The sequence below is a fragment of the Limnohabitans sp. genome, from assembly GCF_034680285.1.
Taxonomy (GTDB): domain Bacteria; phylum Pseudomonadota; class Gammaproteobacteria; order Burkholderiales; family Burkholderiaceae_C; genus Limnohabitans_A.
Window position 1 is genome coordinate 15,232 of record NZ_JAXITC010000020.1, and the last position, 23,406, is coordinate 38,637.

At 57.4% G+C, this 23,406-nt stretch carries 24 protein-coding genes and 3 tRNA genes; 20 read left to right on the top strand and 7 right to left on the bottom strand.

The annotated features are described in order from the left end of the window. Nucleotides 1-344 precede the first annotated feature (344 nt). Genes SWE17_RS14605 through SWE17_RS14620 form a run of 4 tightly spaced genes read left to right on the top strand, consistent with a single transcriptional unit; the run spans nucleotide 345 to nucleotide 2,142 of the window. Nucleotides 345-701, top strand: coding sequence for a hypothetical protein (locus SWE17_RS14605; protein ID WP_322993824.1), 357 nt, complete (start codon nucleotides 345-347; stop codon nucleotides 699-701). A gap of 24 nt (nucleotides 702-725) precedes the next feature. Then, a complete protein-coding gene (locus SWE17_RS14610; protein ID WP_322993804.1) occupies nucleotides 726-1,196 on the top strand; it encodes a hypothetical protein in 471 nt (156 codons plus the stop codon). A gap of 12 nt (nucleotides 1,197-1,208) precedes the next feature. Then, complete coding sequence (locus SWE17_RS14615) at nucleotides 1,209-1,790, top strand: RES family NAD+ phosphorylase (protein WP_322993805.1); 582 nt, start codon at nucleotides 1,209-1,211, stop codon at nucleotides 1,788-1,790. Next, a complete protein-coding gene (locus SWE17_RS14620; RefSeq protein ID WP_322993806.1) occupies nucleotides 1,768-2,142 on the top strand; it encodes a hypothetical protein in 375 nt (124 codons plus the stop codon). The genes SWE17_RS14615 and SWE17_RS14620 overlap by 23 nt, the downstream gene beginning before the upstream one ends. 194 nt (nucleotides 2,143-2,336) lie before the next feature. Here SWE17_RS14620 and SWE17_RS14625 read toward each other — a convergent pair whose 3' ends face one another. Then, complete coding sequence (locus SWE17_RS14625; RefSeq protein WP_322993807.1) at nucleotides 2,337-4,529, bottom strand: OsmC domain/YcaO domain-containing protein; 2,193 nt, start codon at nucleotides 4,527-4,529, stop codon at nucleotides 2,337-2,339. A gap of 166 nt (nucleotides 4,530-4,695) precedes the next feature. Continuing rightward, nucleotides 4,696-5,334, bottom strand: coding sequence for a response regulator (locus SWE17_RS14630; protein WP_322993808.1), 639 nt, complete (start codon nucleotides 5,332-5,334; stop codon nucleotides 4,696-4,698). Between the two features lie 232 nt (nucleotides 5,335-5,566). On the opposite strand from SWE17_RS14630, the gene SWE17_RS14635 reads away from it, so the two are divergent. The 4 genes from SWE17_RS14635 to SWE17_RS14650 are packed head-to-tail and all read left to right on the top strand — an operon-like array spanning nucleotide 5,567 to nucleotide 10,111. After that, nucleotides 5,567-7,285: a long-chain fatty acid--CoA ligase gene (locus SWE17_RS14635; RefSeq protein ID WP_322993809.1), complete on the top strand. Its 1,719-nt coding sequence runs from the start codon at nucleotides 5,567-5,569 to the stop codon at nucleotides 7,283-7,285. Beyond that, nucleotides 7,282-8,295, top strand: coding sequence for an LLM class flavin-dependent oxidoreductase (locus tag SWE17_RS14640; protein ID WP_322993810.1), 1,014 nt, complete (start codon nucleotides 7,282-7,284; stop codon nucleotides 8,293-8,295). The genes SWE17_RS14635 and SWE17_RS14640 overlap by 4 nt, the downstream gene beginning before the upstream one ends. A gap of 29 nt (nucleotides 8,296-8,324) precedes the next feature. Then, nucleotides 8,325-9,344, top strand: coding sequence for a methionine synthase (locus tag SWE17_RS14645; RefSeq protein ID WP_062403505.1), 1,020 nt, complete (start codon nucleotides 8,325-8,327; stop codon nucleotides 9,342-9,344). Nucleotides 9,345-9,358: 14 nt separating this feature from the next. After that, the gene (locus SWE17_RS14650; protein WP_322993811.1) at nucleotides 9,359-10,111 is read left to right on the top strand and encodes a 2OG-Fe dioxygenase family protein; all 753 of its coding nucleotides are present in this window, start codon (nucleotides 9,359-9,361) and stop codon (nucleotides 10,109-10,111) included. Nucleotides 10,112-10,123: 12 nt separating this feature from the next. Here SWE17_RS14650 and SWE17_RS14655 read toward each other — a convergent pair whose 3' ends face one another. Continuing rightward, nucleotides 10,124-10,609, bottom strand: a complete 486-nt coding sequence (locus tag SWE17_RS14655) for a YajQ family cyclic di-GMP-binding protein (RefSeq protein WP_100173909.1) — start codon at nucleotides 10,607-10,609, stop codon at nucleotides 10,124-10,126. Nucleotides 10,610-10,649: 40 nt separating this feature from the next. Between SWE17_RS14655 and murB the strand changes: the two genes are divergently transcribed. Together murB and SWE17_RS14665 are read left to right on the top strand one after the other, a co-directional pair. Further along, on the top strand, nucleotides 10,650-11,711 hold the full coding sequence (gene murB / locus SWE17_RS14660; RefSeq protein ID WP_322993812.1) for a UDP-N-acetylmuramate dehydrogenase: 1,062 nt from the start codon (nucleotides 10,650-10,652) through the stop codon (nucleotides 11,709-11,711). Nucleotides 11,712-11,906: 195 nt separating this feature from the next. After that, nucleotides 11,907-12,332: a PaaI family thioesterase gene (locus SWE17_RS14665; RefSeq protein WP_322993813.1), complete on the top strand. Its 426-nt coding sequence runs from the start codon at nucleotides 11,907-11,909 to the stop codon at nucleotides 12,330-12,332. A 43-nt stretch (nucleotides 12,333-12,375) separates the two neighbouring features. On the opposite strand, the gene argG is transcribed toward SWE17_RS14665, so the two are convergent. From argG to SWE17_RS14685, 4 genes are all read right to left on the bottom strand, one after another. After that, nucleotides 12,376-13,716 carry an argininosuccinate synthase gene (argG, locus tag SWE17_RS14670; RefSeq protein ID WP_322993814.1) on the bottom strand — a complete coding sequence of 447 codons (1,341 nt, stop codon included), beginning with the start codon at nucleotides 13,714-13,716 and terminating at the stop codon, nucleotides 12,376-12,378. Between the two features lie 19 nt (nucleotides 13,717-13,735). Then, nucleotides 13,736-14,053, bottom strand: coding sequence for a pyrimidine/purine nucleoside phosphorylase (locus SWE17_RS14675; protein ID WP_100173912.1), 318 nt, complete (start codon nucleotides 14,051-14,053; stop codon nucleotides 13,736-13,738). Nucleotides 14,054-14,180: 127 nt separating this feature from the next. Next, the gene (locus SWE17_RS14680) at nucleotides 14,181-14,858 is read right to left on the bottom strand and encodes a glycine zipper 2TM domain-containing protein (protein ID WP_322993815.1); all 678 of its coding nucleotides are present in this window, start codon (nucleotides 14,856-14,858) and stop codon (nucleotides 14,181-14,183) included. A 91-nt stretch (nucleotides 14,859-14,949) separates the two neighbouring features. Next, nucleotides 14,950-15,294, bottom strand: coding sequence for an arsenate reductase (locus SWE17_RS14685; protein ID WP_322993816.1), 345 nt, complete (start codon nucleotides 15,292-15,294; stop codon nucleotides 14,950-14,952). A gap of 48 nt (nucleotides 15,295-15,342) precedes the next feature. On the opposite strand from SWE17_RS14685, the gene folC reads away from it, so the two are divergent. The 10 genes from folC to SWE17_RS14735 all read left to right on the top strand — a co-directional run. Beyond that, a complete protein-coding gene (folC, locus tag SWE17_RS14690) occupies nucleotides 15,343-16,632 on the top strand; it encodes a bifunctional tetrahydrofolate synthase/dihydrofolate synthase (RefSeq protein WP_322993817.1) in 1,290 nt (429 codons plus the stop codon). Between the two features lie 30 nt (nucleotides 16,633-16,662). Then, entirely contained in the window at nucleotides 16,663-17,433 is a 771-nt protein-coding gene (locus SWE17_RS14695; RefSeq protein WP_416235019.1) for an SPOR domain-containing protein, read from the top strand. A 1-nt stretch (nucleotide 17,434) separates the two neighbouring features. Further along, complete coding sequence (locus tag SWE17_RS14700; RefSeq protein ID WP_322993819.1) at nucleotides 17,435-17,929, top strand: CvpA family protein; 495 nt, start codon at nucleotides 17,435-17,437, stop codon at nucleotides 17,927-17,929. Nucleotides 17,930-17,968: 39 nt separating this feature from the next. Next, on the top strand, nucleotides 17,969-19,483 hold the full coding sequence (purF, locus tag SWE17_RS14705) for an amidophosphoribosyltransferase (protein ID WP_322993820.1): 1,515 nt from the start codon (nucleotides 17,969-17,971) through the stop codon (nucleotides 19,481-19,483). Between the two features lie 9 nt (nucleotides 19,484-19,492). Next, nucleotides 19,493-20,704 (top strand): O-succinylhomoserine sulfhydrylase, encoded by a 1,212-nt coding sequence (locus tag SWE17_RS14710; protein WP_322993821.1) that lies wholly within the window; start codon nucleotides 19,493-19,495, stop codon nucleotides 20,702-20,704. A gap of 1 nt (nucleotide 20,705) precedes the next feature. Further along, complete coding sequence (gene gltX, locus SWE17_RS14715) at nucleotides 20,706-22,103, top strand: glutamate--tRNA ligase (RefSeq protein ID WP_322993822.1); 1,398 nt, start codon at nucleotides 20,706-20,708, stop codon at nucleotides 22,101-22,103. Between the two features lie 74 nt (nucleotides 22,104-22,177). Continuing rightward, nucleotides 22,178-22,253, top strand: a tRNA-Ala gene (locus SWE17_RS14720). Between the two features lie 38 nt (nucleotides 22,254-22,291). After that, nucleotides 22,292-22,367: transfer RNA gene (locus SWE17_RS14725), tRNA-Glu, on the top strand. A gap of 57 nt (nucleotides 22,368-22,424) precedes the next feature. Beyond that, nucleotides 22,425-22,501 (top strand) — tRNA-Asp (locus SWE17_RS14730). A 284-nt stretch (nucleotides 22,502-22,785) separates the two neighbouring features. Further along, on the top strand, nucleotides 22,786-23,406 hold a 621-nt coding region (locus SWE17_RS14735; protein ID WP_322993823.1), incomplete at its 3' end, for a hypothetical protein.

Below are 23,406 nucleotides of genomic sequence, written 5' to 3' on the forward strand. Positions count from 1 at the left end.
GCAGTCCAGACCGTGCATTAGTGGAGGGGATACCACTGGCGGCAACCGCTGCCAAGATGACTATCAACTAAGGGTGCCGATGTTCGATCTGAGGCAGCCCTTGTGTGGATGAGAGTTCAATTCCCCAGGTCGGATTTGAACTTGAGTCGGTGAAGTGTGCCGATGTAAATGTGTGCAAAGCAGACACCATTGGGCTTGCATAGACTTACCTCTGAGTGCCGAATCTGATGCACTGCAAAAAAGATGGAGTTTTCCAACTTTACGAACTTGACAAATCAATCGTAATGATCCAAAATATTCCCTGTGAGTTGCAATAGAGCACCTCGTGAGCTGGAGAAGCACACATGTTGACTTGGAAAGAAACATCCTTTTCGGAGCCTGCAGGAGAGATCCAAGCACTGGCCCATTACCAAATCATTCGCCGCAACGCCGCAGTGGTGCCGTTTGAGCCCAACAAAATTGCCCACGCCATGATGAGGGCGTTCATGGCGGTCCATGGTGTCTATGCATTTGCTCGAAGCATTTGCAGTGGATGGCTTCACGGCTTTTGGCGCGCACTCAAGCCATCCAAGCTCGGTGCCCGGTCCGGCGATCGTGCAGCATGCCTTGATCGCCCAATTCACTTGGTCCCACTGCAAGGCCAATCGAGGCTGCAAGGTTTTTTCGGTAGCAGCAAACCCGATATGCGCAACGCACCTTAAGTGGGTGTCTAAGACTCAATCGCCATGAACACATTAACTTCCCCTTTTTCTGTTGCCTTTGACTCCTTCAGCACACGTCGCACCAGCACAGCAGACCCGTATGCCACTGAGGCGCAGACTGCTGCGTTGCTGAGCCGTGGTGCGGATTACAGACGTCAACGAATCAATGCTTCGGACATGATTACTACCGATGAAGCCGCTGAACTAAGCGGGACGACTCGTGTCACGATCAACTCTTGGATCAAGAGTGGCCGTAGCATTGGTGTTGCGCATTTGCGTCGTGGTTTCAAGATGCCGAAATGGCAGTTTGAGCCCTATGTTTTCCCAGTGATTCAGTCACTGTCCGAAGCGTTGGGCACCACCGATGGGTGGCAAATGCTGTCGTTTTTGGAAACACCGCACGAAGCACTTGACGGACTGGCGCCACGCATTGCCCTGGAGCAGGGCGTGTCTGGCCAATGCATTGTTGACCTGGCAACAGCAGAAGGGCATTGAGCTTGACTGCCCATGAAATTCAAAGACCTCAACCCAACTATTATTGAACTTGCTGCCCCCTACATTTTTCACCGTATTCAACTGATTCGGTCACGAACCACGAGCGTGCAAATGAATGGAGTGGCCATGCCGCCAGTCGGCTTGATGTATGGCCGCTATTGCTTACCGGATGAGCCCGTTGCTTATTTGGCCGACAGCCCGGAGACGGCGCTGTACGAGACACTGCTTAGGCGAGATACGGTAAGCAGAAGCTTGTCGGAATTGCGTCGAAGATGTCTGGTCGAATTTGTGACTACTGGTCCCTTACGTCTTGCCGATTTGCGTGGTTTGGCTGAGCCATACCCTGTGCTGCAGTCGCTTCGCGTGGCACAAACTCAGGAACTGGCTACCGACTGCAGAGCCATGAATTTGAATGGGATAGTCTACGCTTCAGCCCAGCACCCGCATCACACATGCATCGCTTTGTTCCAGTCGGGCATCAATCAGTTGAGTAAGCGTAACTCCCAGCGACTCATCAAGCCTGGCACGAACCGCATGCTGCATGTCTTGCACACCGCGCTGTGGCGGTCTGGTGTTCCGTTGGATCAAAGTTGAGACAGCCCATCACTTTTTGATGTGCATTTCGCAGAACTATGAATTTTATTTTGAGGATTTCAAAATGATTCTTGAAAGAGCAATTCAAAATCGCCATCTGTTGGCGTTTACCTACGATGGTTTTTCTCGCACGGTTGAGCCGCACACCTGCGGAATTGATTCCAAGGGACACAAAGCACTGCGAGCATTCCAAGTTGGTGGTGGAAGTGAATCCGGGGAGTACATTGGGTGGAAAATGTTCCACGTCGATGAAATTCTCGGCTTGTCTGAGTTGCCACGGTCTTTCGATAGCCCACGCCCTGGGTTCAAAAGAGGTGACAGCGCCTTCAGGGTTATCACTGCCGAGCTTTGATCCGATCCGATCCGTGGTCCGATCAAAATCTCTTCCTCGCATTCACGCTCTAGCACTCGCTTTCACGTTTGAGTGCGAATAGAATGTTCATGAGTGGTGAACCATACACCACCAAACCTGAAAAGGCCAACCGTCACCGGTTGGCCTTTTTTCTTGTTTCAATTGCAAGCGCGAGATGTCGCTTGTTCAGGCTCTCACGCTTGACGGGCACGCCCAGCATGCAGCTTCTTGTAGCTGTCCATCAAGCGGTGGTGTCTGTCCAGGCCTTCGAGCTTCATGCTGGTGGGCGTGAGTCCAAAGAAGCGCACGGTGCCGTTGACGGAGCCGATGACCGCGTCCAGGCGGTCGTTGCCAAACATTCGGCGGAAGTTGTGCTCGTAGTTTTCCAGGTCGAGGTCTGGATCGAGTTGCACTTCCAGCACCACGTTCAGGGCCTGGTAAAACAATTTGCGCTCAACGGTGTTGTCGTTGTATTGCAAGAAGGCGCCCACCAGGTCTTGGGCCTCTTCAAATTGCTTCAAGGCCAGGTGAATCAAGAGCTTCAACTCCAGCACCGTCAGCTGACCCCACACGGTGTTTTCATCAAACTCGATGCCGATCAAGGTGGCAATGTCCAGGTACTCATCGAGCTCGTTGTTCTCTAGGCGGTCTAACAACGCTGACAAGCTGGCATCGTCCAAGCGGTGCAGGTTGAGGATGTCTTCGCGGAACAGCAGCGCTTTGTTGGTGTTGTCCCAAATCAAATCTTCAACCGGGTAAACCTCGGAATAGCCCGGAACCAAAATTCGGCAGGCGATGGCACCCAGCTGGTCATAAACCGCGGTGTAAGCCACTTTGCCCAGGTTTTCAAGAATGCCGAACAAGGTCGCTGCTTCTTCGGCATTGGCGTTGTCGCCTTGGGCAGAAAAATCCCATTCTACAAATTCGAAATCGGCTTTGGCGCTGAAAAAACGCCATGACACGATGCCGCTGGAGTCAATGAAGTGCTCCACAAAGTTGTTGGGTTCGGTGACGGCATTGCTCTCAAAAGTGGGGGGCGGTAAATCGTTCAAGCCTTCAAAGCTGCGGCCTTGCAGCAGCTCGGTCAAGCTGCGTTCCAGTGCTACTTCAAGGCGGGGGTGTGCGCCGAATGAGGCAAACACGCCGCCTGTGCGCGGATTCATCAAGGTGACGCACATCACGGGGTAGGTGCCGCCCAAGGACGCATCTTTCACCAACACAGGAAAGCCCTGTTCTTCTAAGCCTTGAATACCCGCCAGGATGCTGGGGTATTGGGCCAGCACATCTGGCGGAACATCGGGCAAACAAATTTCGCCCTCCAAGATTTCGCGCTTGACGGCACGCTCAAAAATCTCGGACAGGCACTGCACTTGTGCTTCGGCCAAGGTGTTGCCTGCGCTCATGCCGTTGCTGACAAACAGGTTTTCAACCAGGTTGGATGGAAAGTAAACGACTTGGCCATCCGAGCGGCGCACATAAGGCAATGAACAGATGCCCCGCTCGGCATTGCCAGAGTTGGTGTCGATCAGGTGTGAGCCGCGCAGCTCGCCATCGGGGTTATAAATGCCTAGGCAATAGGCGTCCAGAATGTCTTTGGGCAGTGCATCTTTTTTGCCCGGCTTGAACCAGCGTTCGTTGGGGTAGTGAACAAACGGCGCGTTGGCAATGTCCTCGCCCCAGAATGCGCCCGCATAAAAATGGTTGTTGTTGATGCGCTCGATGTATTCGCCCAGCGCAGAGGCCAAGGCGCTTTCTTTGGTCGATCCCTTGCCGTTGGTGAAGCACATGGGCGAGTGCGCATCGCGGATGTGCAAAGACCACACATTGGGAATGATGTTGCGCCAAGAGGCAATTTCAATCTTGATGCCCAAGTCAGCCAAGATGCCGGACATGTTGGCGATGGTTTGCTCCAAGGGCAGGTCTTTGCCGAGGATGAAAGTGTGGCTGTCTGTGCTGGGCTTGAGGGTCAGCAATGACTGTGCATCGGCATCCAGGTTGTCAACTTCTTCGATGACAAACTCGGGGCCCTCTTGCACGACTTTTTTGACGGTGCAGCGCTCAATCGAATTCAAAATGCCTCTGCGATCCACCTCTTGGATGTCCGCTGGCAATTCCACCTGAATCCTGAAGATCTGCTGGTAGCGGTTCTCGGGGTCAACGATGTTGTTTTGCGAGAGTCGGATGTTTTCCGTGGAAATCTTGCGGGTGTCGCAATACAACTTCACAAAATACGCGGCGCACAGCGCTGACGAGGCCAAAAAATAGTCGAAGGGGCCAGGGGCCGAGCCATCACCTTTGTAGCGGATGGGCTGATCGGCAACGACGGTGAAGTCATCGAATTTGGCTTCCAGACGGAGTTTGTCCAGAAAGTTGACTTTGATTTCCATGGGCGATCTTCAATAGGGACTCAAAACAATGCGAGCGCTCGGGTTCGCCATCATGTGGGTGCCCAGTATATAAAGCCCAGCTGGAAAAAAGAGGGCCCCACCGAGAATGACTTCCCGATGGGGCCCGTTCTCACCCGCTGTGTCAGTGGGCGGACGTGTCAAGAACTCATGCTATTTGCATGGCATCGTTGGCATGGGTGTCGGCATAGCGACTTGCCAGGAAAGCCGTGAAAAAGCCGTTGAACCAATCCATGTTGATGGGTTTGGCCATGAAGATGCTGCCCTCTGGCAAGCCGCCGCGGCTTTCAATTTCCTCCGAAGTCAGCGCCGACAACACCAAAGTGGTCATGCGGTTGAATTGCGGGTTTTGGCGCAGGGTGCGCAGCAATTCGAAACCGTCCACGCCTGGCATGTCCAGGTCGGTGATCAGCACGTCAGGCTTGATGCTGGAGATGTCGATCAATGCCTCCAGACCCGATGACATCGCGGTGCAATCCACGGGCATGGTGGAGCGGTTGCAGTAACCGCGCAGCATTTCACGTGTGACAGCGTCGTCTTCCACCAGCAAGACGCGCAAGCGGGTGTCACGCGGTTCGCTTTGGATGGTCAGCATGTTGTGCTTGCGTTGGTATTCGCGGATCGAGGGCATCGAAATTCTTCGATGACCTCCTTGCGTTTTCCAAGCTTGCAGCTCGTTTTTTTCGACCAAGGTCTGGATCGTACCGACAGACAACCCGAGCAGCTTGGCTGCATAGGTGGTGCCGCAGTAGTCTTCAGGGGTGTCAGGTGTGGTGTTTGTTTGCATGGTATTTATTTTAGTAATAAAAGTATAAAAAACAATCTTTATGGGTTCTTAAAAATACTTAAATACTGAAATTATTTGATTGGGATGCGGACATGCGGGGTAGGGCATTGGGTTTTTGAGCCGCAGCGCTGAGGGATTGGGCAGGTTGCGCGTCTCCCCTGTGACAAAGTGAGAAGTGAAGCCATACCGCGGGGGGCTTAACATGGATTCAAACCACACTTGGAGACTGTCGATGCCCGCCCATGCCGCTGTTTGGCCCGTACGCTTGCCTGCCAAGATCACCCCGCCAGCCACCTCACTTTGGATGAACTTGGCCGTCAGTGCCTTGCGTTACCCTGAAAAAGCGGCCTTGGTGTTCATGGGTCGGGTCTGGACTTACCGGGAGTTGATGGCCCATGCTGAGCAACTGGCAGGGCAACTCAAAGCTTTGGGCGTGCAGGCCGGAGACCGCGTGGTGCTCGACATGCAAAACTGCCCCCAGTTGGTGATCACACACTTTGCTATCTTGCGTATCGATGCGGTGGTGGTGCCCGTCAACCCGATGAACCGGGCTGAAGAGCTCAAGCACTACATCACCGATCCCGATACGCGGGCCGCCGTGACCACCGCCGACTTGGCCCCGGAGCTGGCGCAGGCCAGTGCTGCCCTGCCGCCTGAGCACCGTCTGAAGCACTTGGTGGTAACGCAGTTCACCGATGTGTTTGACGGCCAGAAGGTCGGACCCGAAGACATGCCGGAGGCATGGCGTCCCTGGTTGCTGCCTGTGCGCGAGTTGCCAACTTTGTCCTCGGGTCAAGTGCATGCGTGGTCCGATTTGATGGCCGCCCCTGCCGCAGACTTGCCGCCACCGCAAGCCAAACCCGATGACTTGGCTGTGCTGCCTTACACCAGTGGTACCACGGGCTTGCCAAAGGGGTGCATGCACACCCACGGCACCCTCATGCACAACGCCATGGCCAGCGGCTTGTGGGGCAACGGCACGCCGGAGAACGTCACGCTCTGCGTGGTCCCAATGTTCCACATCACCGGCATGGTCAGCGTGATGCACACCAGCATTTTGTTGGGGGCCAGTTTGGTGATCATGCCCCGCTGGGACCGCGATGTGGCGGGGCATTTGATCTCCAAATGGAAGGTGACCCACTGGACCAACATCCCCACCATGGTGATCGATTTGCTGGGCAGCCCGAACATGGACCGCTATGACCTCAACAGCTTGGTCTACATTGGCGGCGGTGGTGCTGCCATGCCCGAAGCTGTAGCCCAGCGCTTGTTGGACCAGTTTGGACTGCGTTACGTGGAGGGTTATGGCTTGACGGAGACGGCGGCCCCATCGCACACCAACCCACCCGATGCGCCCAAGAAGCAGTGTTTGGGCATACCCTTCATGAGTGTCGAGTCGCGCATCGTGGACCCCGAGACCTTGGTCGAATTGCCGCCAGGCGAATCGGGCGAAATCGTGATCAGTGGGCCGCAGGTCTTCAAGGGCTATTGGAAACGCCCCGATGCCACGGCGGACGCCTTTTTTGAACGAGATGGCTTTCGGTTTTTCCGCTCGGGTGACATGGGGCGTGTCGACGAAGCGGGTTACTTCTTCATGACCGACCGACTCAAACGCATGATCAATGCCAGCGGCTTCAAGGTCTGGCCTGCCGAGGTCGAAGCACTCATGTTCCGCCACCCCGCCATCCAAGAGGCTTGCATCATCGCGACGCGCGATGCCTATCGGGGGGAGTCGGTCAAAGCCGTGGTGGTCTTGCGCCAGGGCCAGCAAGGGCTTGTGAGCGAGCAAGACATCATTGACTGGTGCCGTGAGAACATGGCGGTTTACAAAATGCCCCGCGCTGTGAGTTTTGTGGATGCGTTGCCCAAGAGTGGCAGCGGCAAAGTCATGTGGCGAGCATTGCAAGAGGCCGAAATGGCCACTTTGAGCACCGAAACCAAAAGCCCATGAGCCTGAAACTTTCTGTCCTTGACCAATCCGCCGCGGCCAACGGGCGTGGTCAGGACGCCACCATCCGTCAAACCCTGGGCCTGGCACAAAAGGCCGAGGCTTGGGGCTACCACCGTTTTTGGGTGAGCGAGCACCACAGCCACCCCAGCATCGTGGGCAGCGCCCCCGAAGTATTGATGGCCGCGATTGCAGCCCGGACACAACGCATCCGCATCGGCAGTGCGGGCGTCATGTTGCCGCACTACGCCGCTTTGAAAGTGGCCGAGCAGTTTCGGGTGCTGGATGCGCTGGCCCCTGGCCGCATCGATCTGGGTGTCGGCCGTGCCCCCGGCAGTGATGGGCGCACGGCTCAACTGCTCAACCCTGACCGCAGCGCCTCTGAGCGGTTTCCTCAGCAGGTCATGGAACTGCAAGCCTGGGTGGCTGGTCACAACTTGCCGCCCGGTCATCCGGGCCACAACGTGTTTGCCTACCCCCAGTCGGAGACCTCGCCAAACGTTTGGATGTTGGGCAGTTCGGACTATGGCGCTCAGCTTGCAGCGCATTTGGGCCTGCCCTATGCGTTTGCCTATTTCATCACCGACGGGCAGGGTGCTGACGAGGCCTTGCAAATTTACCGCGAGAGTTTCCGTCCGAGTGCTGGGTTGGCCAAACCAACGGCCGCTTTGTGTGTCTGGGCGCTGGCTGCCGACACCGACGAAGAAGCGCTGCGCCTGTTTGAAAGCCGCGCCCGTTGGAAGATGGACCGCAATTTGGGCCGCATCGGGGCACTCTTGCCGCCCGAAGAAGCGGCCCGAGACTACAGCCCCGCTGAGCAGTTTGCGCTGCAGCGCCTGCGTGAGGGAGCCTTGATCGGTTCGGCCGCCACGGTGGGCCGCAAGCTCCGCCAACTGGCGGCGCGCTTGGAGGTGGAGGAACTCGTCGTCATCACTTGGACGCATGACCCTGCTGCACAATGCCGATCTTATGAATTGCTGGCCCAAGAATTTGGACTTGCGGCACACTCCTGACTTTGTTTTTTTCACCCAAGGAAATCCCGATGTTTACCACTGCGATCGCTGGCAGCTTGCCCAAACCCGCTTGGCTGGCCGAGACCGAAAAACTCTGGCCCCAGTGGACCACCCAAGGCCCTGAGCTGCAGCAAGCCAAAGCGGACGCCACTCTGCTGTGGATCAAGGCGCAGGAAGACGCAGGTCTGGACGTGATCGGCGACGGCGAGCAGGCTCGCCAGCACTTTGTGCACGGCTTCGTGGAGCAGGTCGAGGGCATCGACTTTGTGAACAAAGTCACCATGGGTATCCGCAACAACCGCTACGACGCGCAGGTGCCGCAAGTCATTGCGCCGCTGCGCCTGAAGGGCCGCGTACACGCTTTTGAGGCCCAGCTGGCCCGTGCCCATACCAAGAAGAAACTCAAATTCACCTTGCCTGGCCCCATGACCATCGTGGACACCGTGGCCGACCGTTTTTACGGTGACAAGGTCAAGATGGCCATGGCCTTTGCCGAGCTGCTCAACCAAGAAGCGCTGGCGCTGCAAGCCGATGGCGTGGACATCATCCAGTTCGACGAGCCCGCTTTCAACGTCTACATGGATGACGCAGCCGATTGGGGCGTGAAGGCGCTGGAGGTGGCTGCACGGGGCCTGACCTGCACCACGGCCGTGCACATTTGTTATGGCTACGGCATCGAAGCCAACAACAAATGGAAAGAGACGCTGGGCCACGAGTGGCGTCAGTATGAAAAGGTGTTCCCAGCCTTGGCCAAGAGCAGCATCCAGCAAGTGAGCCTCGAGTGCATGCACTCGCATGTGCCCATGGAAATGATGAAACTGCTGGAAGGCAAAGACGTGATGGTCGGCGTGATCGACGTGGCCAACCCGGCCATCGAAACCGCCGAAGAAATCGCGGACACCATTGGTCGTGCGCTTCAGTTTGTGCCCAAGAACCGCCTGATCGCTTGCACCAACTGCGGCTTGGCTCCCATGAGCCGTGCAGTGGCCGAGGCCAAGCTCAAAGCCTTGGCTGAAGGCGCCAAGCTGGCCAGCCAACGCTACGCTTGATACTGAGACTCTTCATGCCCCAACAAATGCTGCAGCCCCCACTGACATCACCCGACCTGCTGAACGCCACGCTGGCGGACCAAGGGTTTGCAGTCTTGGGCGCTGCCAGCGTTTGCGCTTTGGCGGGCATACAGCTCGATGCGTTGAAGGCGCTGGAGCCCAGTTGGCATGATTTGCCGCCTGACCAGTACTTGAAAGACGGTGGTCGTTACCGCCGTCGTCGTCATGCCAGCTTTGAGGTCACAGGCGACCTGGCCCTGGCCATGCCCCACCGCGCCCATTGGCAGCCCCTGTCGTACAACGCCTTGCATGGCGGCATGCAGCGCTGGTTTGAGCCCATGGCCACCGAGGTGGTGCAGCAAGCCGCTTGGTCGCAATTGCTGTGCTGGTTGGCCCGAGTGGCTTCCAAAGCGCAGGGCGATCAGACCTGGTTCACCGAAGCGCACCAGTTCCGCATCGACACAACCGACGGCATTGGCCGCCCCACACCCGAGGGTGCGCACCGCGATGGCGTGAATTGGGTGGCCGTGTTTTTGGTGGGCCGCCACGGCATCAAAGGCGGCGAAACGCGGGTGTTTGACATGGATAGCCCGCGCGGTCAGCGCTTCACCTTGACCGAGCCTTGGTCCGTGCTGCTGCTGGACGATACCCGTGTGATCCACGAGACCACGCCTATCCAGCCCGAGCAACCGGGCGGATGGCGTGACACCTTGGTGGTCACTTTGCGCTCAGAGGGCTTTTTGGATCAGCCCACACCCAAGGCCTGAATTCAGAGCGTTTTAATCCCTGAAGTTGTCGAAGGACAGCGGCAACTCGGTCATGTCCTTGCGCAGCAGCGCCATGGCTTCTTGCAAGTCGTCGCGCTTGGCACCGGTCACACGCACCGCATCGCCCTGGATGGACGCTTGCACTTTGATCTTGCTCTCTTTGATAAGTTTGGTGATTTTCTTGGCATCTTCGGTCTCGATGCCGTTTTTGACCTTGATCACTTGCTTGACTTTGTCGCCGCCGATTTTCTCGACTTTGCCAATGTCCAAAAACCGCACGTCCACACTGCGCTTGGTGAGTTTGTTGCGCAGGATGTCTTCGACTTGTGTGAGTTGAAACTCGGCATCGCCGAACATCGTGATCTCTTTGTCTTTGAGCTCGATCTTGGCCGATGTGCCTTTGAAGTCAAAGCGGGTGCCGATTTCTTTGGCTGAAGTGTCAACGGCGTTGCGCACTTCGGCCATATTGGGTTCGCAAACGGTATCAAACGAGGGCATGGCAGGAAATATCCGAGGTTGAGAATGCGACAATTCTCCCATGAACCTGGAGAAAAATGTCCCCCTGCAGCCGTACAACACGTTCGGCATCGCCGCCAAAGCCCAGGCTTTGGTGCGGGTGCGCTCCGAAGCCGACCTTTTGGCGGTGCTGGCCGACCCCGCTTTGGCCACTTTGCCCCGGCAAGTTCTGGGCGGCGGCAGCAACATCGTTTTGACGGGCGACGTCAAGGCGCTGGTTCTCAAAGTCGAGGTGCCGGGCATGCGTTTGGCGTCAGAAACGGACAAACACTGGGTGATAGAGGCTGGCGCTGGTGAGGACTGGCACACCTTGGTCGAGTGGACGCTGGACAACGGTTACCCGGGTCTGGAAAACATGGCCCTGATCCCCGGCACCGTGGGTGCCTCCCCTGTCCAGAACATTGGGGCCTATGGGGTGGAGTTGCAAGACCGCTTCGATTCACTCGACGCGATGGACATGTTCACCGGAGAGTTGTTCAGCCTGATCGCCGCGCAGTGCGGCTTCAGCTACCGCGACTCGGTGTTCAAACACGCCTCCGTTGGCTCCGGCGGCCCGGATGGCCTGGGCTTGGCGGGCAGGGCGGTGATTTTGCGGGTGCGCTTTGCGCTGCCCAAGCGCTGGAAGCCAGAGTTGGGCTACCTGGACCTAGAGCGCAAGATGGCCGAGACGGGCATCCAAAGCCCCGATGCCCGGCAGATTTTTGACTGGGTGGTGGCGATCCGCCGTGCCAAATTGCCTGACCCTGCTGTGATCGGCAACGCGGGCAGCTTTTTCAAAAACCCCACAGTCACCCCTGAACAGTGCGCCGACATCATCGCCCGCGACCCCAAGGTGGTGCACTACCCCATGCCCGACGGCAGCATCAAGCTGGCGGCGGGTTGGCTGATCGACGCCTGCGGCTGGAAAGGCAAGACCGTGGGCCATGCGGGTGTCTATGAAAAGCAGGCGCTGGTGCTGGTGAACCGGGGTGGGCGCGAGAACCCTTGTACCGGGGGCGAAATGATGACTTTGGCCAAGGCGATTCAGACCAGTGTGTACGAGCGGTTTGGGATTCGGTTGGAGCCCGAGCCTGTTGTGATTTGAAGTTCTGGGTTCGTGGTTTTGTTCCGCACCGGGTTGTGGCCTGAGCGGTCCGCCTCATAACTCGCTTCGCTCGCCAAATCGGCCGATCCGCTCAGGCCCCAACCCGGCGCTACGCTGATGGACAGTTCAGGGATTTCCTGATGCGCAAAAACTTTCTGACGGTTACAGTTTTCCGGATTCACAGGAGCACCCTCAATGACACCAGAACAACTTGTCCGCAAAGTCACTGCCATCACGGGTTACACCCATGCGGCAGGCGTGGAGGTGGTGTCCGCAGAGTCGGGTCAGGTGACGCTGTCATTGGCCAAAAAGCCTGAACTCTTGCAATTCAATGGCTTTTTCCATGGGGGCGTGGTGTCAGGCTTGGCCGACCATGCAGCGGGTGCAGCGGCCACTACCGCATTGCCTGCGGGCAAGATCGCGGTCACGGTCGATTTGCATGTGAACTTCTTGGCCCCGGCCAAAGGGCAAACCTTGTATGCCAAGGCGCGAACCCTGCAGGTGGGTGGCACCATTTGTGTGGTGGCCGTTGAGTTAGAAACCAATCCAGTCGAAGGCCAAGGGCCCTGTGCGGTGGCCCATGTCACCCTGCGGGTGGTGGACATGCCACCGCTGAAATAAAAAAACGGCCCGCAGGCCGTTTTTTTATGGAGCAAGGCAGAAATCACTTCTTGCCGCTGCCATCCAACTTGTAGATGTGCGGGCCTTCACCCACCGACAACAATCCAGCGTGCGCGTAGATGCCGAGCTTGGCACGGGTGTCGACGATGTCGAGGTTGCGCATGGTCAGCTGGCCGATGCGGTCCAGCGGGCTGAACGGCGCGTCTTCCACTTTTTCCATGCTCAAACGCTCTGGGGCGTAAGTCAGGTTAGGGCTGTCGGTGTTCAGGATGCTGTAGTCGTTGCCACGGCGCAGCTCCAGCGTTACGGTGCCGGTCACGGCGCGGGCCACCCAGCGCTGGGCGGTTTCTCTCAGCATGATGGACTGTGGGTCAAACCAGCGGCCTTGGTACAACAAGCGGCCCAAGCGCAGGCCGTTGATGCGGTACTGCTCGATGGTGTCTTCGTTGTGGATGCCGGTGACCAAGCGCTCGTAAGCGATGTGCAACAACGCCATGCCGGGGGCTTCGTAGATGCCGCGGCTCTTGGCTTCGATGATGCGGTTCTCGATCTGATCGCTCATGCCCAGACCGTGGCGGCCACCGATTTCGTTGGCTTTGAGGAACAGCTCCACCGGGTCGGCGTATTCCACGCCATTCAGAGCCACTGGCATGCCTTCTTCAAAGCGCACGCTCACTTCTTCGGCCTTGACTTCCACTTCGGGCTTCCAGAACGCCACGCCCATGATGGGGTTGACGATCTTCATGCCGCTGGCCAGGCTTTCCAGGTCTTTGGCTTCGTGGGTCGCACCCAGCATGTTGCTGTCGGTAGAGTAGGCCTTTTCGGCGCTCATCTTGTAGCCAAAACCGTTGGCGGTCATGAAGGCGCTCATTTCGGCGCGGCCACCCAGCTCGTCGATGAACAGCTGGTCGAGCCAGGGCTTGTAGATCTTCAGGCTCGGGTTGGTCAGCAGACCGTAGCGGTAAAAGCGCTCGATGTCGTTGCCCTTGAAGGTGCTGCCGTCGCCCCAGATGTTGACGTCGTCTTCCTTCATGGCGGCCACCAGCATGGTGCCGGTCACGGCCCGGCCCAGCGGGGTGGTGTTGAAGTAGGTGATGCCGCCTGTGGAGATGTGAAAAGCGCCGCACTGGATCGCGGCTATGCCTTCGTGGGCCAGCTGGGTGCGGCAGTCTACCAGGCGGGCTTTTTCGGCGCCGTATTCCATCGCTTTGCGGGGAATCTCGTTGTAGTCCGACTCGTCAGGTTGGCCCAGGTTGGCGGTGTAAGCGTAGGGCAGGGCGCCCTTTTGCTTCATCCACAACAGGGCGGCAGAGGTGTCCAGGCCGCCCGAGAAGGCGATACCGACTTTTTGCCCTTTGGGCAGATTTTGCAGGATGGTGCTCATATCGTTTCGTTCGGCGGGTTCAACCGAAGTGGCAGATGTAGTGGTAGGGCTCGGTCACGCGGATTTCGAACTTGGAGTTGCCGGGGATGCTGAACTCTTCGCCTGCGCTGGACTTGACCCATTCGGTGCTGCCGTCGAGCTTGTATTCGCAGGAGCCGCCCACGCATTCCATGATTTCGGGGGCACCGGTATTGAAGGTCAGGGTGGCGGGCAGGATCACGCCGACCGACAGCTTGGTGCCGTCAGCCAAGGTCAGGCCGTGGCTGACGCACTTGCCGTCAAAGTAAACATTGGCTTGGGTGTTGACGGAGACGCCGTCGATGGTTTGGGTGGTCATGGCTAGGGCTTTTAAGTGGCGGTTTTTTCCGCATCAAACAAAAAGGGCGTCTGAAGACGCCCTAGAAGGCAAATCAAGCCCGCATTTTAGGCCAGTCGGCCGGGGTGGGGCGCTTGGGGCGCACCCTTTAGCGCCAAGCACCGTGCCTGAAACCGGGGGGGTAAGGTTGAACGTGGCGATGCCCGGCACTCCAGCCCAAGTTGATGCTGGTGTAGCTGGGTGGGTAGTTACGGTAAACCGGGGTGGGCACGTAGACCACGCGCGACTCGGTGATCACGGTGGCAGGTTCTGTCACAGAAGGGGTAGAAGAGTAGTAAGTCTGAGCAGGCGTTTCTGAGCGTGGATCGACCATAGGCGTGACTTGAAGGGGAATGGTCGTGCCCGGATTTTGTGGCAGTTGCACGTTGTATTGCTTGCCCGCAAATTCATAAACCACGTTGTAGCCTGTCAAACGGTTTTCGTAGACGGTTTGTGTGGTGCAGGTGGTGGTGGGCTGGGGGCTGTTGCTTTGGCTCTCGGCCTTGTCACCCAACACGGCACCTCCGATTACGCCCGCCATGGCGGCAATACCTTTGCTGTCACGTCCGCCCAGTTGGCTGCCGATCAGGCCTCCCGCGATCGCACCGATGATGGCGCCACCGCCAGAGTTTTGGGCTGGAACCACCGCAGGGCTTTGGGTGCAGGTTTGGCGTGGCACGGCCACTTGTTGGTAAACCGGGGTGCGCGAGATCACTTGACCGACCTCTTGCGCTTGGGCTGCCAAGGCCGAAAGAAGCAATGCACTGGTGGTGACCCAAGTTTTCATGATTTTTGCGAATTTGGAGTTGATGGCAAGAGTTTAAGTCGGACCGAATCAACAGACACGTTTTGAAAAGTAAAGATTTGTGACCAGTGTGTCAAAGCGGCCATTGTTCTGGTGTGTAGCCCACCGTGACCTTGCCGGAGGGCCACGCGATGACTGGCCGCTTGATGGTGCTGGCGTGTTCTTGCATCACAGCCTTGGCCGAGGCGCTGTCGGTCACACCCGCTTGCACCGCTGGGTCGAGCTTGCGCCAAGTGGTGCCTTTGCGGTTGAGCAGGGTTTCCCAGCCCACGGCGGCCAGCCAAGTGTTCAGTTCAGCTTCTGGCACGCCTTGTTTCTTGAAATCATGGAAAGGGGCCTCCAGGCCTTGGGCTGCCAGCCAAGTCCGGGCTTTTTTGACGTTGTCGCAATTGGGGATGCCGTAAACAATCGGGTGCATAGGTGAAATCGGGAAATAAAGGGACAGGACTGGGCGACAATCGCCGCCATGAAGACTCTACAGCAATGGCTCGACTGGTGCGAGCAGTTACACCCCGTGGCCATTGACATGGGCCTGGACCGTGTGAAAACCGTGGCCGACCGCATGGACCTGCGTTTTGAATGCCCCGTGATCACGGTGGCGGGTACCAACGGCAAGGGGTCAACATGCGCCATGCTCGAGGCGGTGCTACTGCAAGCGGGCTACCGAACGGGCGTTTACACCTCTCCCCACTTGGTGCACTTTGAAGAACGCTGCCGTTTGCATGGCGAGTCGGCTTCGGCCGAGGTGTTTGCCGAGGCTTTCGCCGCTGTGGAAGCGGTGAGGGGCGATGTCAGCCTCACTTATTTCGAGTTCAGCACCTTGGCCATTTTGCACATGATGGCCCAAGCCAACCTGGATGTGGCGATTTTGGAAGTGGGTTTGGGCGGCCGACTGGACGCGGTGAACATCATTGACGCCGATTGCTCTGTGATCACCAGCATCGACATCGACCACACCGCCATTTTGGGCAAAGACCGCGAGAGCATTGGTTTTGAAAAGGCCGGCATCATGAGGGCTAGGCGTCCGGTGATCGTGAGCGACCCGGTGCCACCCCAAAGCGTTTTGGACCATGCCGCCGCCTTAGGGGCAGATGTCTGGCTTTTTGGCCGGGACTTCAACTTTTCCGGTGACAAACAGCAGTGGGCGTGGGCTGGCCGGGACCGCCGCTACAGCGGCATGGCCTACCCGGCTTTGCGCGGGGCTAATCAGCTGATCAACGCTTCGGGCGTTCTGGCCGCGCTCGACGCCTTGCGCCAGCGCATTCCCGTCACGGCCCAGGCCGTGCGCAACGGTTTGGCCATGGTGGAGCTGCCCGGGCGCTTCCAGATCGTGCCAGGACAGCCTGTTTTGGTGCTGGACGTGGCGCACAACCCGCATTCGGTGGCCGCGCTGGCCGCCAACTTAGATGCCATGGGTTTTTACCCCAACACCCACGCGGTGCTGGGTGTCATGGCCGATAAGGACCTGCTGCCCATGCTGCAAAAGGTCAACCCGATGGTGGACAAGTGGTATTTCACCGATTTGCCCTTGCCCCGTGCGGCTAAAGCGGCCGATTTGCAGCAGGCCTGGCAGGCGCAAAACACCCGCACCGACACCGCATCCAGTACCCATCTGGACCCTCTTTTGGCCCTGCAAGCGGCCATCGATGCGGCAGACCCGGCTGATAGAATTGTTGTCTTTGGCTCCTTCTATACCGTGGGCGGTGTTTTGAAAGACGGCCCCCCGCGTCTGCAAGCCAAACACCTCACCCCGTGAGCACCCGTTATGGCCTTTTTTAAGTTTCGAATGTCTGGTCAAGCCGCCTCTGCTGAGGCTGTGAGCGCCAGCCCCAATGAAAACATCGAAGTGGTCCGTCGCCGTGCGCGGCACCGTTTGATGGGGGCTGTGGTGCTGGTGCTCGTGGCCGTGGTGGGATTCCCGCTGTTGTTTGACACCCAACCCCGCCCTGTTGCAGTGGACACCCCCATCGTGATCCCTGATCGGCAAAACACACCGCCATTGGCCAGTGCTGCCCCTGTACCCTCTGAGCAGGCGCCCGCCATGCCTTTGTTGCCTGCGCCACAGGCCGTGTCTGCCCAAGCCAGCTTGGATGCCCGTGAAGAGGTGGTGGTTTCGACCCCGCCCGCCGCCATTGCCGCTGCCAAACCAGAACCGGCCAAAGAAAGCCCGCCTGCTGAAAAAGCCGCAGAAAAACCAGTGGCTGCTAAACAAGAAACCAAGCCAGCAGCGCCGGCCAAAGCCGAAAAGCCTGCGCCAGTGGCCAAGCCCAAAGACGATGGCAACAAAGCCCAAGCTTTGTTGGAGGGCAAAGCAGCCAAGCCCAGCGCTGGTCGCGTAGTCATTCAGGTAGGCGCCTTCAGTGATGCAGCCAAGGTGCGCGATGTGCGCAACAAGTTGGAGCAAGCGGGTGTGAAAACCTACACCCAGGCGGTGGAAAAAGACGGTAAAAGCACCACCCGCATCCGTGTGGGCCCTTTTGAGACCAAAGAAGAAGCCGACAAAGCAGCCGCTCGAATCCGCAAGCTCGACTTGCCCGTGTCTTTCTTGAAGATCTGACATGTCGGTCAGCCTCACCGATTGGGTCTTGCTGGGTGTCTTGCTGGCGTCCATGCTGGTGGGGCTTTGGCGTGGCTTGGTGTATGAGGTTCTGTCCTTGGCTGGGTGGGTGGCTGCATTTGTGGTGGCGCAGTGGCTGGCCGTGGATGCGGTGGCTTGGTTGCCCATGATCCACGGTGCGCCCGAGTCGATCCAATACGCCGTCGCTTTTGGCGTGGTCTTTGTGGCTACTGTGTTTGTCGCAGGCTTCGTGTCTTGGTTGATCAAGAAACTGGTCGAAACCGTCGGTTTGCGTCCGGTGGATCGCACTTTGGGTGCTTTGTTCGGTTTGGCTCGGGGCGTGGTCTTGTTGCTGGCCTTGACCGTGGTGCTGCAGTTGACCGGGGTGGCGCGTGAGGCCTGGTGGGCCACCGCCCAAGGACCGGTTTGGCTGCAAGTGGTGCTCACTGGATTGAAGCCCATGCTGCCCCAAAATTTCGTGGAATATTTGCCTTGAATGATTCAAGGCCATTCGGCTCATTGAACGGATAAAACTATGTGTGGAATTGTCGGCGTGGTCAGCAGCGCCCCGGTCAACCAGTTGATTTACGACGCCTTGTTGCTGTTGCAGCACCGGGGGCAGGATGCGGCGGGCATCGTCACGCAGCTGGACCGCAAATTTTTCATGCACAAGGCCAAGGGCATGGTGCGCGACGTGTTCCGCACCCGCAACATGCGCAGCTTGCCGGGTAATTGCGGCCTGGGTCAGGTGCGCTACCCCACTGCAGGCAATGCCTTCAGCGAAGAAGAGGCCCAGCCTTTCTATGTCAATGCCCCCTTTGGTTTGGTGTTGGTGCACAACGGCAACCTCACCAACGCGCACGCCTTGAAGGCCGAGTTGTTTTCCAACGACCACCGCCACATCAATACGGACAGCGACTCTGAGGTGCTGCTGAACGTGCTCGCCCACGAATTGGAGAAAACCACCCGCGGTTTGCCTCTGAAGCCCATGGATGTGTTTGAGGCCGTGCGGGGTGTGAACCGCCGTGTCAAAGGCTCCTATGCGGTGATCGCCTTGATTGCTGGCCATGGTTTGGTGGCATTCCGCGACCCGCACGGTATTCGCCCTCTGTGCATGGGGCGCAGCGAAGACGGCACCATCATGTTGGCGAGCGAGTCGGTGGCCTTGGATGGCACCGCACACCAGTTTGAGCGCGATGTGGCCCCGGGTGAAGCGATCTTTGTGGACCTGGACGGCCAAATGCACACCCAGTCATGCGCTGACAAGTCGCAGTTGAGCCCCTGCATTTTTGAGTACGTGTACTTGGCCAGACCTGACTCCACCATGGATGGCATCTCGGTCTACCAAGCCCGCTTGAATTTGGGCGAGACATTGGCCAAGCGCGTGATCTCCACTGTGCCCCCGAACGACATTGATGTGGTCATTCCGATCCCCGAGTCCAGCCGCCCCAGCGCCACGCAGTTGGCGCATTTGCTGGGCATTCCTTACCGTGAAGGTTTTGTCAAAAACCGCTACGTGGGCCGCACCTTCATCATGCCGGGTCAGGCGGTGCGCAAAAAATCAGTGCGCCAAAAACTCAATACCATCGTCAGCGAGTTCAAGGGACGCAATGTGTTGCTGGTCGACGACTCCATTGTGCGCGGCACTACCAGCCGTGAAATTGTGCAAATGGCGCGGGACGCCGGGGCCCGCAAGGTCTACATGGCGAGCGCCGCGCCGCCCGTGCGCTTTCCCAACGTGTACGGCATCGACATGCCCACGAAAGAGGAGCTTGTGGCGCATGGCCGTAGCATCGAGGAAATCCGCGAAATCATCGGATGTGACGCCTTGATTTACCAAGACGTCGATGCCATGAAAACCGCAGTCGCTCAAGCGCGTGTGAACGCTGCAGGTGCGCTGTCCGACTTCGATGCCTCTTGTTTTGATGGCGTGTACGTGACCGGCGATATTTCTGCCGACGACATCAGCCGCTTGAACCAAACCCGTCCTCAAACAGAAGAGGGCGATGATGACAATTCGCGTTTGGCTTTGCCCAACGCCAGCGTGTGAGCCTTTAACATGACAGACCCCAAGCGATTTGACGATTTGCACATCGAAACTTTGGCCGTGCGTGCCGCAGTCGAGCGCAGCCAGTATGGCGAAAACTCCGAAGCCCTTTACCTGACCAGCGGTTACGTCCAGCCCACAGCCGAAGCCGCTGCACGCCGTTTTGCGGGTGACGAAGAAGGCTTCACCTACGGGCGCTATGGCAACCCCACCGTCAGCAGCATGGAAATGCGCTTGGCCGCTCTTGAAGGTACCGAGGCCGCCATGGGCACGGCGTCGGGCATGTCGGCTATTTTGATGATGTGTATGGGCTTGCTCAAGGCAGGCGACCATGTGGTGTGCTCTCGCTCTATGTTCGGTTCAACCATCAAGTTGATTGGCTCGGATCTCGCCAAGTTTGGCGTTGAATCGAGTTTTGTTTCTCAGACCGACTTGAAGGAATGGCAAGCCGCTGTTCGGCCCAACACGCGATTGCTGTTTGCCGAAACGCCGACCAACCCCCTGACCGAGGTGTGCGATATCCAGGCTTTGGCCGATATTGCCCACAATGCAGGCGCTTTGTTTGCTGTTGACAACTGCTTTGCTACACCTGCTTTGCAGCGCCCTGCGCAGATGGGCGCTGACATCATCACGCATTCGGGTACCAAGTATTTGGATGGACAGGGCCGCGTGATGGCAGGTGCTTTGTGTGCGTCGCAGCAGATGATCACCGAGAAATTTTTACCCGTGCTCAAAAGCGGTGGCATGACGCTGGCGCCTTTCAACGCTTGGGTAGTCCTCAAAGGGCTGGAAACACTGGACCTGCGCATGCGTGCTCAAACCGCCCGCGCTCAAATTTTGGCCGAGTGGCTCGAAAAGCATCCCGCCGTCGCCCGCGTTTTTTACCCCGGTTTGGCCAGTCACCCGCAACATGACTTAGCCATGCGCCAGATGTCGGGCTTGGGTGGCCCCGTCCTGTCTTTTGATGTGAAAGCAAACGGGCCTGAACAGGCCAGGCAAAACGCTTTCCATGTGCTTGACTCGATGAAGATGCTGTCGCTTTCCACCAACTTGGGGGACACCAAAACCTTGGTCGCCCACCCAGCCAGCACCTCGCACGGCCGCTTGACCGAAGCGCAGCGACAAGCTGCCGGTATTGGCCAAGGCCTGATCCGCGTGGCGGTGGGCCTGGAATACCCACAAGACATTCAAAAAGACCTGTCCTTGGGTCTTGATACCTTCTGATATGAGCAACACCTTGACCCGTACCCGCACCCGTTTTGCACCATCGCCCACCGGCTTCATTCACCTGGGCAACATCCGCTCGGCTTTGTACCCTTGGGCCTTTGCCCGCGCCACGGGTGGCGACTTCATTTTGCGCATCGAAGACACCGACCTAGACCGCTCCACGCAAGCGTCTGTGGATGTGATCATCGAAGGCATGGCCTGGCTGGAACTGAACCACGACGAGGGCCCGTTCTACCAAATGCAGCGCATGGACCGCTATAAGGCGGTGCTGGCCGATTTGATCGCAGCTGGCCATGTTTATCCTTGCTACATGAGCATGGAAGAGCTCGATGTCTTGCGTGAGCGCCAGATGGCCAACAAAGAAAAACCCCGTTACAACGGCACCTGGCGCCCGGCAGAAGGTAAAACGCTGCCCGCGATCCCCGAAGGTGTGAAGCCCGTGTTGCGCTTCAAGAACCCGATCGGCGGCGTGGTGGCTTGGGACGATAAGGTCAAAGGCAGCATCGAGATCAGCAACGACGAACTCGATGACCTGGTCATCGCTCGGCCTGACGGCACGCCCACTTACAACTTCTGCGTGGTGGTGGACGACATCGACATGCAAATCACCCACGTCATCCGTGGCGACGACCACGTCAACAACACACCGCGCCAGATCAACATCTTCAAAGCCCTGGGCAAAGAACCGCCCGTGTACGCCCATTTGCCCACGGTGCTGAACGAGCAGGGCGAGAAGATGAGCAAACGCAACGGCGCCAAGGCCGTCACGGCGTACCGAGACGAAGGCTATTTGCCTGATGCCATGGTCAACTACCTGGCGCGTCTGGGCTGGAGCCACGGCGACGATGAAATTTTCAGCCGTGCGCAGTTCTTGGAGTGGTTCAACTTGGATCACTTGGGCCGCAGTGCCGCGCAGTTTGACGAAGCCAAGCTCAAGTGGGTGAATGCCCAGCACCTCAAGGCCATGGACGATGGTTCATTGGCGCGGCATGTGCAGCCCTTCCTCGCCAAACTGGGTGTGGTGGCCGACGAACGTCTTTCTAGCATTTGCGGCCTGTTCAAGGACCGTTGTGACACGCTGGTGGTTTTGGCCCAGTGGATCTCTGCTTTCTATCTGGATGTGGTGCCCAACAACGAAGAGAAGGCGCTGCATGTGACCGATGCCGTCAAGCCTGCTTTGGCCCTGTTGGCTGAGAAGTTGTCTGCCTGTTCATGGGATAAGGTTTCGATTGCTGCAACGATCAAGGAGACTTTGACCGAGACAGGGCTCAAGATGCCGCTGTTGGCCATGCCTGTGCGGGTGTTGGTGATGGGCACAGCCCAAACACCCTCCCTGGACGCCGTGTTGGCCTTGAGTCAGCGTGAAAAAATTCTGCAGCGCTTGAAAAACGCCTGAATTTCTGTCTATAATTCAAGTCTCGACACCAACGAGGCATAACGATAAAGCAATCAGCTTTGCGTTGTACCAAAGGGGGTATAGCTCAGCTGGGAGAGCGCTTGCATGGCATGCAAGAGGTCAGCGGTTCGATCCCGCTTACCTCCACCAAAGTGTCGAGACGATTCGCAAGAATCAGTCCAGGTTATGACCCTATCGTCTAGAGGCCTAGGACATCACCCTTTCACGGTGAGTACCGGGGTTCGAATCCCCGTAGGGTCGCCAAGTTTTGTAGCACTTGGCTGGTTTGTGATAACAAACCAGCAGAAGTTACAGCTACCAGGAGTGGTAGTTCAGTTGGTTAGAATACCGGCCTGTCACGCCGGGGGTCGCGGGTTCGAGTCCCGTCCACTCCGCCAAAAGCATGAATAAACGCACCTTCGGGTGCGTTTTTCATTTCTACGGCCCCTATCTCAAGCGTTCTCATGGCCACCAATGAATCTGGGAAGTGATTCCTTCATTCCTGAGCGATGGAGCCTGATGGAATGGTCGCTCCAAGACCTCAATCACTCCAGACGAGGCTTACTTTAAATCTCACCGTTTCTCCGAATTTGTTATTTTTCCAGCATTTATCGAGTTAAGCGCGAAAACGCATAGAACTTACAGCGGCAAACAATGAAAATTTTCCCCTTCAAAGGGAAATATGAACGACTTGTATGCGGTTGTTGAAGGCCGATTTGGAGTCGTGGAAGTTCGCACGATCTCTCACAACCTTTCCAATCATGCCCATGCCAATTTACACATGCAGTTTAGCTACTGGATGGGGGGAGGGACGGCCCATGCCCAAATTGGCAATGAACGCGCCAACTACAGCGATGACTATGTCGTGGGCATTAACCGCTATGAATCACATGATTTCAGTTTAGATGACCCCAATTCACCTGCCATTATTTTGGAGTTGTCACTCCAACTGTCTTGGCTCTATGAAGTTCAGAGTGGTCTGGATCAACCTGTATTGCACGCCATGCAATCCATTGCTTCCTCTCCAGAAATCCAACAAGCGGCTTTTCAATTGATGCAGAACACCTTGGCTCCTCATCTTCAGGATGCCCAAGCAATTGAATCTTCCGTAATCAACTTGGTAAGACTGACTCTGGGAAGGACCGTTCAAAGGTTGCGGCCGGTTGTATTGCCTTTGCGCAGAAAGCTGATTGATTACCGGTTGCGGTTGGCGCTGGCCTACATGCAAGACCCAGCAATGACTGTTCATTCCATCAACGATGTCGCCAAGCACGTCGGTCTTTCGCGCAGTCGTTTGTATGAA